The following is a 13981-nucleotide window of genomic DNA, read 5'->3' as shown; positions in this document are numbered from 1 at the left end:
GCAGGCCATCAAGACAAGCAGAGGTGCTGCGCAGAGGGCGGCGCGAATTCGGGATGTGGATGCGGCAGCAGTCAATGGGATTCTCGTCAAGGCTTTCATAGGCTATACATGATAATAAGGTCTCTCACCTCAAATCAAAGGTGGGGGCCAGAGGGCAATGGCAGATTTCCCGTTTTTGATGGATTATGTGGCAAGGCAGTCAACAATTAGTGGAACCGGAAAAGCGGATTCACCAGCGAGGCAGACACCAAGATGACGAGACAGGCACATTCCAGCCGAAACGCATCCGCAGATGAGCTGCGGCTCGCCGGTGGTGGCAATGGGCGTCTGTTAGGGGCGGTCTTCCTGTTCAGCATGTTCACCAATGCGCTGATGCTGACTGGCCCGCTTTACATGCTGCAGGTCTATGACCGTGTCCTTGGCAGCCGGTCGGAGGAAACCCTGCTGGCGCTGTCCATTCTGGTGACGTTCCTGTTCCTGATCATGGGTATTCTCGACTACGCCCGTGGCCGGGTCGCGGCGCGCGTTGGCGCGCGGTTGCAGGATCGGCTGGATGAACGCGTGTTCAGGGCCACGCTGGCGCGGGCCGGGCGCACGGGGCAGCAGCATACCGGCCTGTCCGACCTGGAGGCGATCCAGCGGCTCTTGTCCTCGCCGGTGTTCCTCGCGGTGTTCGACATGCCGTGGACGCCACTTTTCGCGCTGGCGATTTTCGTGTTTCACCCGTGGCTTGGCTGGCTGGCCCTGGCAGGCGGGGCGACGCTTGTGCTGATCACGCTTCTCAACAAGGCGCGGTCATCGGGGCCCCTGAGTCAGGCCGGAGGGGCGTCGTTGATGGCGGACCGGATGGCCGGGCAGTTGCAGACCGAATCAGAGCTTGTGCGCAGCCTTGGCATGCAGGGGCGGGCTTTGGCGCGCTGGAAGATTGTGCGTGAACAGGCGCTTGGGCAAGGGATGTCTGCCTCTGACAAGGTGGGCGGCTTTGCCACCCTGACCAAGACCCTGCGCCTGTTCCTGCAATCGGCCATGCTGGGGCTTGGGGCCTATCTGGTATTGCAGGAGGAACTGACCGCAGGGGCGATGATTGCAGGCTCGATCCTGATGGGCCGGGCCTTGGCCCCGATCGAACTGGTCATTGGCCAATGGCAGGTCATCGCCCGTGCCCGCGAAGGGCGCCAGCGCCTGCAGGAATTGCTGACCGAGGAACGGCCAGACCCCGTGCGCCTCCAGCTGCCACGGCCAAAGGCGCTGCTTGAGGTCAACCAGCTTTCGGTCGTGCCGCCGGGGCATTCACAAGCGACGCTGCGCGGCGTGACCTTCAAGGTGGAGCCGGGGCAGGCCGTCGGGATCATCGGGCCTTCGGGGGCAGGAAAATCAACACTCGCCAAGGCCTTGACCGGTGTCTGGAAACCGGCAGGCGGCCAGATCCGTCTGGATGGCGCGACGCTGGACCAGTACGACCCTGACACGCTCGGCCAGTTGATCGGCTACCTGCCGCAAACGGTGACGCTGTTTGACGGCACACTGGCAGAAAACATCGCAAGGCTGGAGGCGGAGCCGGACCCCGCCAAAGTGGTGGAGGCGGCACAGCGCGCGGATGCCGATGCGCTGATCCGACGCCAGAGTGAAGGCTACGACACGCGGATGATCAGCGGTGCCAACCGGTTGTCTGGTGGGCAGATCCAGCGGATCGGTCTGGCGCGGGCGCTTTATGGCGATCCGGTGCTGATGGTGCTGGATGAACCCAATTCCAACCTCGACAATGACGGGGCAGAGGCGCTGAACCGGGCGATCAAGGCGATGAAGGCGGCTGGAAACGGCGTGCTGATCATGGCGCACCGACCGGCGGCCATCCGCGAATGCGACATGTTGCTGGTTCTGGACAATGGCGGTGCGCGCGCCTTCGGTCCGCGCGACGAGATCCTTCAGAAGGTGGTGCGCAACGCCGATCAGGTGCTTGGGGCTGCAAAAATGCCGGTTGTGCAAGGGGGGATCAGCTGATGTCCGACGATACGGCCCGCAAAGCATGGTCCGTCCGGGCGCCGATCGCCTTGGGTATGCTGGCGCTTGTCGCCCTGGTCGGTGGCTTCGGGGCCTGGGCCGCCCTGTCGAACATCGCAGGGGCTGTCGTTGCCTCGGGCCAGATCGAGGTCGATCGAAACCGGCAGGCGGTGCAGCATCCCGATGGCGGCGTGGTTCTGACGCTCGACGTGATCGAGGGGCAGCGCGTGGCGGAAGGCGATGTGTTGTTACGCCTTGATCCGTCCGATCTGCAATCGGGCCTGTCCGTGGCCAATGCGCAACTGAATGAATGGCGCGCCCGGCAGGCCCGGCTGGAGGCGGAGCGCGATCTTGCGACCGAGATCACCTTTCCACCCGACCTGCTGGAGGCCGCCGCCGAAAACGCGGATCTGGCGGAGCTTCTGGAAGGCCAGCGCAACCTCTTTGCCGCGCGCGTTGCAACCCTGACCCAGTCCACCGACCAGCTGAATCGGCGCGCCGAGCAGATCGGTGCGCAGCTGGACGGCATCGCGGCCCAGAGGGCCGCCCTGACCGATCAGCGCGAGCTGGTGGAGCTGGAACTGGTCAGCGTGCAGGACCTGATCGACCGGGGGCTGGCCGAGGCCTCCCGCGGGCTGGCCCTGCGCCGGGAAAGCGCGCGCCTGCTTGGCACGATCGGGGAACTGGAGGCCAGCGCCGCCGAGGCAGCGGGCCGGATCACCGAGATCGACCTGCAGATCCTGCAACTCGAAACCGAACGCCGCGAGGAAGCCATCGCGCAGCTGCGCGAAGTGCGGGTGGAACAGGCGGAACTGGCCGAGCGGGCCCGTGCCCTGAGCCGGCAACTGGCAGAGACGGAGATTCGCGCACCGGTTGACGGGGTGGTCTACGGGCTTGCCGTATTCGGTGCCCGGTCAGTGGTGCAGGCGGCACAGCCGGTTCTCTTCCTCGTTCCACAGGACCGGCCCCTGATCATTTCGACCCGGATCGCGCCGACGAATGTCGACGAGGTATTCGTCGGTCAGGAGGTTGTGCTGCGTTTCCCCGCCTTCAATTCGCGCACCACGCCCGAACTGTTCGGTCAGGTGCGGCAGGTGTCTGCGGATGCCTTCGTGGATGAAAACACCGGCGTCAGCTATTACGCGGCCGAGATCGTGCTGAACGAGGGAGAGGCCACGCGGCTGGAGGGCGAGACCCTGCTGCCGGGGATGCCGGTCGAGGCCTTCATCCGCACCGAGGACCGCACGCCCATGGCCTATCTCCTGCGACCGCTCTCGGATTACTTCAACCGGGCCTTCCGCGAGGGATAAGGGGTTTCGCCGCGCATCGCGCGTCGACCCGCGAACGCGCCTCGTCACCCCCCGCTTGCGCGGGGACCTCCTCGGCGCGTGCTGCCGCGGAGACGTGGCCCGGGCGGTTCTCTGTTTCCGGGGCTGCTCTGCTTGGCCGAGGCTGGACGCCTCCGGCGGAGGTATTTGGGCCAAGATGAAGGAGAAGGTCGCATTCAGGCCCTTTGCGGCGTGTTCGGATGCTTGCCGGGGCAACGGGAGACCCCTAGGGTGCGGCGCGACGGAAACTCAGCGCGAAGAGGTGCGAGATGAGCAATTTTGAGGCCAAACTGGCCGAGATGGGGGTCACCCTGCCCGATGCCCCGGCCCCGGCGGCCAATTACGTGCCCTTCGTGGTGGTGGGCGATATCGTCTATGTTTCGGGGCAGATCTCCACCGACGAAAACGGGTTGATCACCGGCAAGGTCGGCGATGACATGGCAACCGAAGAAGGGGCTGCCGCTGCGCGGCGTTGCGCGATCAGCCTGCTGGCGCAGGTGAAGGCCGCCTGTGGGGGCGATCTGGACCGGTTGGTGCGGGTGATCAAGCTGACCGGCTTTGTCAATTCGACCGCCGATTACACCGACCAGCCCAAGGTGGTGAACGGAGCGTCGGATTTCCTGGTGGAAGCGCTTGGGGAAGCCGGTCGTCACAGCCGCTCGGCCGTTTCCGCCGCCTCCCTGCCGCTTGGCGTGGCGGTGGAGATCGAGGGGATCTTCCAGATCGCATGAGCCTGCATCCTGCCTTCCTGGCTGCGCCGATCGCGCATCGGGGGCTGCATGACCTGACCCGAGAGCGCCCGGAAAACGGGCTCTCTGCGGTCCGGGCGGCGCTCGATGCGGGCTATGGGCTTGAGCTTGACCTGCAGATTTCGTCGGACGGCTTGGCCATGGTCTTTCACGACTATGAGCTGGACCGGGTGACGGGTGAGACCGGGCAAGTGAAGCGACGCAGTGCGGAGGAGCTGGGGCAGATTGTGCTGACCGGCAGCGAGGACTACATCCCCCGCCTGTCCGAGGTGCTGACACTGGTTGCGGGGCGCGTGCCGATCCTGCTGGAGATCAAGGAGCAGTCGCGATTCATGGGGCCGGTGGATGGCGTGCTGGAACGGGCCGTGGCCGCCGATCTGGCAGGCTATGATGGCCCGGTTGCGGTCATGAGCTTCAACCCCGCCTCGGTTGCGGCCTTGGCGAAAGCTGCCCCTGATGTGCCGCGCGGGATGACCAGCGGCAGCTATGACGATCCGGAATGGGCGCCACTGGGCAGGGAAAGACTGGACCGGTTTCGCGCCCTGGACGGGTTTGACGAGAGCGGTTGCTGTTTCATCAGCCATTATCACAAGGATCTTTCCGACCCGGCGGTCACAGCGCTGAAGGCGCGTGGCGTCCCGGTTCTGTGCTGGACGATCCGCTCGCCAGAGGCCGAGGCGGAGGCACGACGGATCGCGGATAATGTGACATTTGAGGGGTATCTTCCATGACCATCCTGCGCACGACCCACAGCCTTGTTGCGGTGCTGACCTTTGTGTTGCTGCTGTCGGCGTTCCGGGGGGAGTTGCGGGTGGCTCTGAATGCCGTGGATGGACCCTCCCTCGCGCTTGTGATCCCGGTGCTGGCCTTCGCGGCGCTTGTCACGGCGCTGACGTCTGCGGCGACCGCCCTGACGCTGGATATGGCGGCGCTGATCCTGCTTGGCCTTTACATGGCGGAGGACGGTATCAGCGCCTTGCCATTGGCCGGGGCCATTGGTCTGCTGATCATGGCAGGGCTGTGCCTTGGCCTGATCCGGCTGTCCCCCGATCCGGATGATTGATCTTCGCGCGCCCAGGCCCATCTTCTGAAGGGACATATGACAGGGCAATCATGGACGGCCACACTGCAATCGAGATCACGGCCTTTGCCAGCCTGTCGGATATTCCGGCAGAGGAGTGGGATGCCTGTGCCTGCCCGGAAGCTGCCGATGGTGGCTTTCCAGTGGACCCGTTCACGACGCACCGGTTCCTGAAGGCACTGGAAGACAGTGGCTCGGTCGGGCCGGGAACTGGCTGGCAGCCGCGCTATTTGCTGGCGCGGGCAGCGGGGCAGGTGATCGCCGCCGCGCCGCTTTATGCCAAGGGGCACAGCCAGGGTGAATACATCTTCGATCACAACTGGGCCCATGCCTATGAACGGGCTGGCGGGCGCTATTACCCCAAGCTGCAGATGGCGGTGCCCTTCACCCCCGCCACCGGGCGGCGCTTTCTGACCCGGCCGGGGTGGGAGGATATGGGCCGTGCTGCCTTGGTGCAGGGGGCGGTGCAGGTGGCCGAGGATAACGGGCTGTCCTCGCTGCACATCACCTTTTGTACGGAGGAGGAGGCAGAGGCGGGTGCGCGGATCGGCCTTCTTCGGCGGACCACACAGCAGTTCCACTGGGAAAACGCGGGCTATGGCAGCTTCGATGATTTCCTGGCCAGCCTGTCCTCTCGCAAGCGCAAGACGATCCGCAAGGAACGCGCGCAGGCGCAGGGGTTCGGGGGGGATATCGTCTCTCTGACCGGGGATGATCTGCGGCCGGAGCATTGGGATGCGTTCTGGCGCTTCTATCAGGACACCGGCGCGCGTAAATGGGGCAGCCCTTATCTGACGCGCAGCTTCTTCGACCTCGTGCAGGAAACCATGCGCGACGACATTCTGTTGGTGCTGGCGGTTCGGGAGGGCGTGCCCGTGGCGGGCGCGCTGAACTTCATCGGGCGCGACGTGCTGTTCGGGCGCTACTGGGGCTGCACCGAACACCACCCCTGCCTGCATTTCGAACTGTGCTATTATCAAGCCATAGACGCCGCCATCGCGCGGGGTCTTGCCCGTGTCGAGGCCGGCGCGCAGGGCGAACACAAACTGGCGCGTGGCTATCTGCCGGTGCCCACCCATTCCCTGCATTGGATCGCCGATCCCGGCTTTTCCGAGGCGGTGGAGAATTATCTGGAGGCGGAACGCGCCGCGGTGGAGGAGGATATCGAGATCCTCACCGCCTATGGGCCGTTCCGCAAAGCGCAGGTGGAGGAACAAGAATGACCGACAAGCTGACCGAAGAGGACCGGGAGGCAGCCCTTGCGCCGCTGCTGGACAGCGGCTGGCACATGGTCGATGGCCGGGATGCCATCGCCAAGACCTATGTCTTTCGCAATTTCATCGAGGCCTTCGGCTTCATGACACGCGCCGCCCTTTGGGCCGAGAAATGGAATCACCACCCGGAATGGTCCAACGTCTACAAGACGGTCGATGTCACCCTGACCAGCCATGACGTGGATGGGCTGAGCGACCGGGATGTAAAGCTGGCAAAGAAGATGGATGCTTTGGCGGGGTAGGGAAACTGCGGCGGCACCGATCAAGACTTCGGCGCGCCGCGGATTTCAGGACATCGGGGCATGATTTCCGCCCCTCATGTCTGGTCATCAGGCCATGTCGGCGGCCTGTTGTGCAATGTGCGGGATCTCGCTGCGGTGAAAGCCGAGATCCGCCAGATCGCGATCGTTGAGGACCTGAAGTTCGGCCATCGTTCTGTTGTAGACAGCGCGGCGCGCGGCGCGTTTCGCCAGCGTGTCACGAAGATCCTGAATGCGCGCTGTCAGGCCGATACGGTCAAGAAGCGTGGAGTTGCTGAGTGCATAGGCCATGAAAAGCCTCCTTTCATATGTCGACACCGGATTGCGTCGACACAGTGAAAGATAGGCCAATGCTGCACGTGCACAATCAACAAGCTTGAATTGCCGCTATGCAGCAATGTCAACGCTAACAGGTGGAAGAGGCGCCATGCCGAGCAGGGTTAGTCCGGCCTGTGGCAGGTCGGCCGGACGCGGGTCTGGAACACCGGGGCGCCATAAGGCAACCCCGATGCAATCAGATCTTTTCCAGCAGTTCCTCGCCCACGGTCAGCTTGCAGGCGCCCGCTTCCTCTTCGAGGTTCAACACCTTGACCACCCCATCCTCGGCCATCAAGGCGAAGCGCTGGCAGCGGTTGTAGAGCCCCACGACAGGGGCCGAGAACTCCAGCCCGATGGCGCGGGTGAAGTCGGCTGCGGAATCGGCCAGCATGGTGATCCCTGCCTCGGTCGCGCCGGTATGCTGGCCCCAGGCGGTCATGGCGAAGGGGTCGTTGACGGCGATGCAGATGACTTCGTCCACGCCTTTTTCCGCGAACGCTTCGCGAGTGCGCATAAAGCTGGGCAGGTGCGTCGCGGAACAGCCACGGGTAAATGCGCCCGGCAGACCGAAGATCACCACCTTGCGGCCCTGGAGCTTGGGGGCCAGAGGCACCTCTTGCGGGCCGTTCTCGTCAAAGATCAGAAAGGTGGTTTCCGGCAGTTTGTCACCGACACTAATCGCCATGGTTTTCCTCGTGGGCTGATTGGTTTACGCAAGCGATATAGATCAATGGCTGGCTGCTGCCAGAGTGCGGGAGGAAATTCATGTCACATGTCGTCGTGATCGGGGCCGGTCAGGCCGGATCGTCGCTGGTGGCGAAACTGCGGTCCTCGGGGTTCGAGGGTCAAATCACCCTGATCGGCGAGGAAAACGCCCCACCCTATCAGCGCCCGCCGCTGTCCAAGGCCTACCTTCTGGGCGAGATGGAGAAAGAGCGCCTGTTCCTGCGGCCCGAGGCCTTTTACGCCGACAATGGCATTGCGCTGAAGCTCGGCCAGCCGGTGACGGCAATCGATGCGGCGGCCAAAACCGTGACCGTGGGGGGCGAAACGATCGGCTATGATCAGCTGGCGCTGACCACCGGCTCGATCCCGCGCCGCCTGCCCGCCAGCATTGGCGGCGATCTGGGGGGCGTCTTTACCGTGCGCGATCTGAAGGACGTGGACGCCATGGCCCCCGAAGTGACCGAAGGCCGACGGGTTCTGATCGTGGGCGGCGGCTATATCGGGCTGGAGGCGGCCGCGGTCTGTTCCAAGAAGGGGATGCAGGTGACGCTGGTCGAAATGGCTGACCGCATCCTGCAGCGCGTGGCCTCGCCTCAGACCTCCAACTATTTCCGCGACCTTCACAAATCCCATGGCGTCGACATCCGCGAGGGCGTGGGGCTTTCGCACCTGACCGGCGAGGGTCGTGTCTCTGGTGCTGTGCTGTCCGATGGCTCCGACCTGGCGCTCGATATGGTGATCGTCGGCGTCGGCATCCTGCCCGCGACCGGCCCCGCCGAAATGGCGGGAGTGGAGCTGGAAAACGGCATCAGGACCGATGCCCATGGCCGCACCTCCAACCCGTCGATCTGGGCGGCGGGCGATTGCGCGTCTTTCCCCTACAAGGGCGGCCGCATCCGGCTGGAAAGCGTGCAGAATGCCATCGACCAGGCCGAATGCGTGGCGCTGAACATCATGGGCGAAGGCAAGCACTACGTGCCAGAGCCGTGGTTCTGGTCCGACCAGTATGACACCAAGCTGCAGATCGCGGGGCTGAACATCGGCTACGACGAGATCGTGACGCGAGAGGCCGAGGGCACCCTGTCTTTCTGGTACTACAAGGGCGACCAGTTCCTCGCCGTCGATGCCATCAACGACCCGCGCGGCTACATGGTGGGCAAGCGGCTGCTGTCCATGGGCAAGTCCCCCGACAAGGCTGCAGTGGCCGACCCCGCCACCGAACTGAAGGCCTTGCTGAAAGCGTGAGGATCATCGCAGGGAACCATAGGGGTAAGCGGCTTGCCTCGGTCGGCAAGGGCGATGCGGGCGCGCATCTGCGGCCCACGTCCGACCGGGTGCGCGAGAGCCTCTTCAACCTGCTGGTCAATGGCGGCTATGGCGAACCGCTGACCGGCGCCCGCGTGCTGGACCTTTTCGCAGGGACCGGCGCGCTCGGGCTGGAGGCGCTGTCGCGCGGCGCGGCCTTCTGCTGTTTCGTCGATGACGGCACCACGGCGCGGGCATTGCTGCGCGAGAATATCGGGCTGTGTTCGGCGCAGGGCACGTCCAAGGTCTTCCGCCGCGATGCGACGAAACTGGGCGAGGCGCAGCAACCGCCCTTTGACCTGATCTTCCTCGATCCGCCCTATGGCAAGGGCCTTGGCGAAAAAGCGCTGGCTGCGGCGATCGCGGGCGGCTGGCTGGCCCCCGACGCGTTGATCGTGTGGGAGGAAAACACCGCCCCTACCCCGCCAAAAGGCTGCGACCAACTGGATCAGCGACGCTATGGCGACACGCTGATCACCATTCTGCGGTATGAAGGAGCCCCCGAATGACCCGACCCGACCTGGTGATCTTCGACTGCGACGGGGTGCTGGTGGACAGCGAGACCGTGTCGAACCGGGTGCTGGCCGAGAACCTGACCCGGCACGGGCTGCCGATGACGCTGGAACGCAGCATGCAGCTCTTCGTCGGCGGCACCATGCGCGGGGTGGGGGAACAGGCGCGCCGGATGGGGGCGGATCTGCCCGCCGACTGGGTCGATGAAATCTATGCCGAAACCTATGAGGCCTTGCGTGCAGGGGTTGACGTGATCGCGGGCATTCCAGAGCTGCTGGACCGGCTCGACGCCGAGCGTATTCCCTATGCTGTCGGATCGAACGGCAGTGAGGACAAGATGCAGATCACGCTTGGCCAGAACGGTCTGCTCGACCGCTTCAAGGGGGCGATCTTCTCTGCGCACACGCTGAAAACCGCCAAGCCGGACCCCGACCTTTATCTCGCCGCTGCCGCGCATTTTGGCGTGGATCCCTCCCGCGCCGTGGTGATCGAGGACAGCGCCACCGGGGCGACGGCAGCGGCCCGCGCCGGGATGCGCTGTCTGGGCTATGCCGCCCATGACGATGGCGCGCGGCTGGCCTCTGCGGGGGCGGAAATCTTCGACAGCATGTTCGCGGTGCCCTTGCTGATTGGCCTCGCAGAGGCGGCCGAATGATCCTGCCAGACCACCACTGTCCCGGCTGCGGTGCAGCGCAAAAGGCCTTTCCCCGATACCCATGGCATTTCTGTCAGGGCTGCCTGCGACTGGCCCGGACCGGCAAGGGGCAGGCGCTGGACTTCGCCAATGCCTCGCTTGGCGGCGGGCTGATCTGGCGCATCAGCGGGCAGGAGGATTGGCAAGACGCAACCCGCGTTCTGTGCCTGATCCATGACCGCCCCGTTCTGGTGCATGAGGCACGGTTTGGCGGTTTGGTGGCCGAACCCGTGCCAGAACTGCCACTGACCCACCTGCATGGCCTCGTCGATCTGCGCAAAGCTTAGGAATCTACCCCTAGCGGTGCTTGTCCCCGTGACCACAATATGCGACCGTCCCAGCCAATCAGAACACAACAGAGCAGCCCGACCGTCCCCCATGCCGGCCCCTTCCGATTTGCTATCTTCCGTCTTCGGTTTCTCCGCGTTCCGTCCGGGACAGGAGGAGATCGTGGATGCCGTCACCGCGGGCCGCGACGTGCTGGCGATCATGCCGACGGGCGGCGGCAAGTCGCTCTGTTTCCAGCTGCCCGCCTTGTGCCGCGAAGGGCTGACGGTGGTCATTTCCCCCCTTATCGCTCTGATGCGCGACCAGGTGCGGGGGCTGAAAGAGGCGGGGGTCGAGGCGGGGGCGCTGACCTCTGGCAATACCGAGGAGGAAACCGATGCGGTCTGGCGCGGGTTGGAGGATGGCTCGCTCAAGCTGCTTTATATCGCGCCGGAACGGCTGGCCTCTGGCGGCACCGAACGGATGCTGGCGCGTGCGGGCGTCAGCCTGATTGCGGTGGACGAGGCGCATTGCGTCAGCCAGTGGGGGCATGATTTCCGTCCCGACTACCTGCGCATCGGCGATCTGCGCCGGTCGCTCGACGTGCCGCTGGCCGCCTTCACCGCCACGGCGGATACCGAAACGCGGGCCGAGATCGTCACGCGGCTATTCAGCGAAGCCAACCCGCCTGAGACCTTCCTGCGCGGCTTTGATCGGCCCAACCTCAGCCTTGCCTTCGACGTCAAGAACCAGCCACGCCAGCAGATCCTTGCCTTCGCCGCCGCCCGCAAGGGGCAATCCGGCATCGTCTATTGCGGCACGCGGGCCAAGACCGAGACGCTGGCGCAGGCGCTGCGCGAGGCCGGGCACACGGCCTGCCACTACCATGGCGGCATGGAGGCCGGGGACCGTCGCCACGTCGAAACCCGCTTCGCGCAGGAGGACGGGCTGATCGTGGTGGCCACCATCGCCTTCGGCATGGGCGTGGACAAACCCGATATCCGATGGGTGGCCCATGCGGACCTGCCCAAATCCATCGAAGCCTATTATCAGGAAATCGGCCGCGCGGGCCGTGACGGCGCGCCCGCCGACACGCTGACGCTCTTCGGCCCCGACGACATCCGCTTTCGCCGCCAGCAGATCGACGAAGGGCTCGCGCCGCCAGATCGAAAATCCGCCGATCATGCCCGGCTCAATGCGCTGCTTGGATTGGCCGAGGCCACGGGTTGCCGCCGTCAGGTGCTGCTCGGTTATTTCGGCGAAGACCCGGAGCCCTGCGGCAATTGCGATATGTGCAATGATCCGCCCGACCTGTTTGAGGGCGGTGTTGCCGTACAAAAGGCGCTCTCGGCGATGCTGCGCACTGGCGAAAGCTTCGGTGCGGGGCATCTGATCGACATCCTGATCGGTGCAGATACGGACAAGGTCCGCCAGAGGGGCCATGACGCCTTGCCCACCTACGGTGTCGGTACCGAGTTCGACCGGCGCGGCTGGCAGGCGGTGTTCCGGCAGATGGCGGCCCATGACCTGGTGCGCCCTGACCCCGACCGCCACGGCGCGCTGTTCATGACCGACAAGGCGCGGCCCATCCTGCGCGGCGAGGAAGGCATCACGCTGCGTCGCGACACGATCCGCAAGGCCGCGCGCCGCCCGGCGGTGAAGATGCTGGTCAGCGAGGAGGACGCACCCCTGCTGTCGGCCCTCAAGGCCAAGCGTCGGGCGCTGGCGGAGGAGGCCGGGGTTCCGGCTTACGTGATCTTCACCGACAAGACGCTGATCGAGATGGCTGAAACCCGGCCCGCGACACTCGACCAGATGGCAAAGGTTGGCGGCGTCGGGGCCACCAAGCTGGATCGCTACGGCGCGACCTTTCTGGAAGTGATCACCGGCGAAACGCCGCAGGCGGCCCATCCGCAGCGCCGCAAACTGGCCGGGCGCGACGCGGGCGCTATATTCGACCAATTGATGCAGGCGCAGGTGGGTCTGGCACGGGGTGAGATGGGGACGGAGAAATACCTCTCCTGCACCCATTCCACGATCCGCCAGATCGCCGAGCGCCGCCCGGATACGCTGGAAGACCTCGCGCGGATCCAGGGCATGGGGGATTTGAAGGTGGAACGCTTCGGACCGGCGTTCCTCGACGTGATAAGGGGAAGCGAATGCTGATCGTGATTTCACCGGCGAAGAAGCTGGACTGGACCGCGCGGGAGATCGAGATGACCGCGCCCATGTTTCAGGAGGATGCCGACAGGCTGGCCGAGGTCGCACAGGGCCTGTCCGTGGCCGAGTTGCAAAAGCTCATGCATATCAGCGAAAGCCTTGGCAAACTGAACCGCGACCGCTTTGCCCGGTTCCACGATCACGCTGAAAAGCGACCCGCCGTTCTGGCCTTCGCGGGCGATACCTATACGGGGCTGGAGGCAGGTAGCCTCGACGCCGAGGAACTGGCGTTTGCTCAGGATCATCTACGGATTCTGTCCGGCCTGTATGGCCTGTTGCGCCCTCTCGACGCCATGCAGGAATACCGGCTGGAAATGGGCAGCCGACTGAAGACGGAACGTGGCAAGTCCCTGTATGATTACTGGGGTGGTCAAATCGCCGAGGCGCTGAATGCTGAGGCGGACCGCCTGAACACCGAGACGCTGATCAACTGCGCCTCGGTGGAATACTTCACCGCCGTGCAGCCGGATGTTCTGCGCCCCCGCGTGATCACGCCCCAGTTCCTGGAGGAAAAGCCCGGCGGCCCCAAGGTGGTCAGCTTCTTTGCCAAGAAAGCGCGCGGCGCAATGGCCCGCTTCATCATCCAGAACCGCCTGCGAGACCCCGAGGCGATCCTCGACTTCGACACTGGTGGGTACCGGTACGCACCGGATCTGAGCGCGCCCGACAAGCCTGCCTTCTACCGCCCCGCGATGGCGGAAGTGTAGGGCGACAAAGCGGTTTGCAAACCGCTTGCAAGGGCCTTGCAAGGCCCTTTAGCGCGCTTCAAGCGCGTTGGCGCGCTCAACAGACGGTACAGCCCATATCACGGGTCGGGGCCACGGGGCTGTAGCCCTCTGCCAGCACCCGCACCATGCCGCCCGCCACGTCGATCACCGGCATGTCCAGCTGCCCGGCGATCTGCCGCGTGGCGCGAGAGGTGCGGTTCCCCGTCCGGCAGATGAGCGCCAGGCTCTGCCCGTCCTGCAGATGCGGACGCACGGCGGCGAGGAAACTGTCGCGATCTGCATAGGTGACCAGCAGCGCGCCGTCGATCACGCCGGTCTGCTGCCATTCCTCGGGGCGGCGGATATCGACCAGCAGCAGCGACGGATTATCCGCCAACGCCTCGCCCGACAGGGCCGCCAAGGTCAGATTTCCCGGCTCTCCTCCGCGGCCGAAGAGAAAGCCCGCGGCAGCAATGGCCAAGGCGGCGGCGGAACCGAATGAAAGAAAAAGGCGTCTGTCCATGGCGGGTCTCATGCA

16 protein-coding genes are annotated in these 13981 nt (G+C 64.8%); 13 read left to right on the top strand and 3 right to left on the bottom strand.

Features of this window, described 5'->3' with window-relative positions; all coding sequences use genetic code 11:
- Positions 1 to 252 precede the first annotated feature (252 nt).
- From EP237_RS07335 to EP237_RS07305, 7 genes are all read left to right on the top strand, one after another.
- Positions 253 to 2001 (top strand): type I secretion system permease/ATPase, encoded by a 1749-nt coding sequence (locus EP237_RS07335; RefSeq protein ID WP_127559649.1) that lies wholly within the window; start codon positions 253 to 255, stop codon positions 1999 to 2001.
- Positions 2001 to 3311: an HlyD family type I secretion periplasmic adaptor subunit gene (locus EP237_RS07330; protein ID WP_127559647.1), complete on the top strand. Its 1311-nt coding sequence runs from the start codon at positions 2001 to 2003 to the stop codon at positions 3309 to 3311. Before EP237_RS07335 ends, EP237_RS07330 begins: the two co-directional genes overlap by 1 nt.
- A 287-nt stretch (positions 3312 to 3598) precedes the next feature.
- On the top strand, positions 3599 to 4060 hold the full coding sequence (locus EP237_RS07325; RefSeq protein WP_127559645.1) for a RidA family protein: 462 nt from the start codon (positions 3599 to 3601) through the stop codon (positions 4058 to 4060).
- Positions 4057 to 4809, top strand: a complete 753-nt coding sequence (locus EP237_RS07320) for a glycerophosphodiester phosphodiesterase family protein (RefSeq protein WP_127559643.1) — start codon at positions 4057 to 4059, stop codon at positions 4807 to 4809. Before EP237_RS07325 ends, EP237_RS07320 begins: the two co-directional genes overlap by 4 nt.
- On the top strand, positions 4806 to 5141 hold the full coding sequence (locus EP237_RS07315; RefSeq protein WP_127559641.1) for a hypothetical protein: 336 nt from the start codon (positions 4806 to 4808) through the stop codon (positions 5139 to 5141). Before EP237_RS07320 ends, EP237_RS07315 begins: the two co-directional genes overlap by 4 nt.
- A gap of 50 nt (positions 5142 to 5191) precedes the next feature.
- Positions 5192 to 6382, top strand: coding sequence for a GNAT family N-acetyltransferase (locus tag EP237_RS07310; RefSeq protein ID WP_127559639.1), 1191 nt, complete (start codon positions 5192 to 5194; stop codon positions 6380 to 6382).
- A complete protein-coding gene (locus EP237_RS07305) occupies positions 6379 to 6675 on the top strand; it encodes a 4a-hydroxytetrahydrobiopterin dehydratase (RefSeq protein ID WP_127559637.1) in 297 nt (98 codons plus the stop codon). The genes EP237_RS07310 and EP237_RS07305 overlap by 4 nt, the downstream gene beginning before the upstream one ends.
- 87 nt (positions 6676 to 6762) lie before the next feature.
- Here the strand turns inward: EP237_RS07305 and EP237_RS07300 are convergent, their stop codons facing one another.
- Entirely contained in the window at positions 6763 to 6984 is a 222-nt protein-coding gene (locus tag EP237_RS07300; protein ID WP_071689431.1) for a DUF1127 domain-containing protein, read from the bottom strand.
- 223 nt (positions 6985 to 7207) lie between these two features.
- A complete protein-coding gene (locus EP237_RS07295; protein WP_127559635.1) occupies positions 7208 to 7696 on the bottom strand; it encodes a peroxiredoxin in 489 nt (162 codons plus the stop codon).
- Positions 7697 to 7776: 80 nt separating this feature from the next.
- Here EP237_RS07295 and EP237_RS07290 point away from each other — a divergent pair, with 80 nt between their 5' ends.
- The 6 genes from EP237_RS07290 to yaaA all read left to right on the top strand — a co-directional run bounded on the left by EP237_RS07290 (position 7777) and on the right by yaaA (position 13443).
- Positions 7777 to 8982, top strand: a complete 1206-nt coding sequence (locus tag EP237_RS07290; RefSeq protein ID WP_127559633.1) for an NAD(P)/FAD-dependent oxidoreductase — start codon at positions 7777 to 7779, stop codon at positions 8980 to 8982.
- Positions 8979 to 9551, top strand: coding sequence for a 16S rRNA (guanine(966)-N(2))-methyltransferase RsmD (gene rsmD, locus EP237_RS07285; protein WP_127559631.1), 573 nt, complete (start codon positions 8979 to 8981; stop codon positions 9549 to 9551). The genes EP237_RS07290 and rsmD overlap by 4 nt, the downstream gene beginning before the upstream one ends.
- Positions 9548 to 10210 carry an HAD family hydrolase gene (locus EP237_RS07280; protein ID WP_127559629.1) on the top strand — a complete coding sequence of 221 codons (663 nt, stop codon included), beginning with the start codon at positions 9548 to 9550 and terminating at the stop codon, positions 10208 to 10210. Before rsmD ends, EP237_RS07280 begins: the two co-directional genes overlap by 4 nt.
- The gene (locus EP237_RS07275) at positions 10207 to 10536 is read left to right on the top strand and encodes an ADP-ribosylglycohydrolase (RefSeq protein ID WP_127559627.1); all 330 of its coding nucleotides are present in this window, start codon (positions 10207 to 10209) and stop codon (positions 10534 to 10536) included. Before EP237_RS07280 ends, EP237_RS07275 begins: the two co-directional genes overlap by 4 nt.
- Before the next feature lie 91 nt (positions 10537 to 10627).
- Positions 10628 to 12682: a DNA helicase RecQ gene (gene recQ / locus EP237_RS07270; protein WP_127559625.1), complete on the top strand. Its 2055-nt coding sequence runs from the start codon at positions 10628 to 10630 to the stop codon at positions 12680 to 12682.
- Positions 12676 to 13443 (top strand): peroxide stress protein YaaA, encoded by a 768-nt coding sequence (gene yaaA, locus EP237_RS07265; protein ID WP_127559623.1) that lies wholly within the window; start codon positions 12676 to 12678, stop codon positions 13441 to 13443. Before recQ ends, yaaA begins: the two co-directional genes overlap by 7 nt.
- 76 nt (positions 13444 to 13519) lie before the next feature.
- Here yaaA and EP237_RS07260 read toward each other — a convergent pair whose 3' ends face one another.
- Positions 13520 to 13966, bottom strand: a complete 447-nt coding sequence (locus EP237_RS07260) for a rhodanese-like domain-containing protein (protein WP_127559621.1) — start codon at positions 13964 to 13966, stop codon at positions 13520 to 13522.
- Between the last annotated feature and the right edge of the window lie 15 nt (positions 13967 to 13981).

It is taken from the genome of Nioella ostreopsis, from assembly GCF_004000255.1.
GTDB lineage: Bacteria > Pseudomonadota > Alphaproteobacteria > Rhodobacterales > Rhodobacteraceae > Nioella > Nioella ostreopsis.
This window is presented reverse-complemented; position numbering and strand designations above follow the sequence as displayed.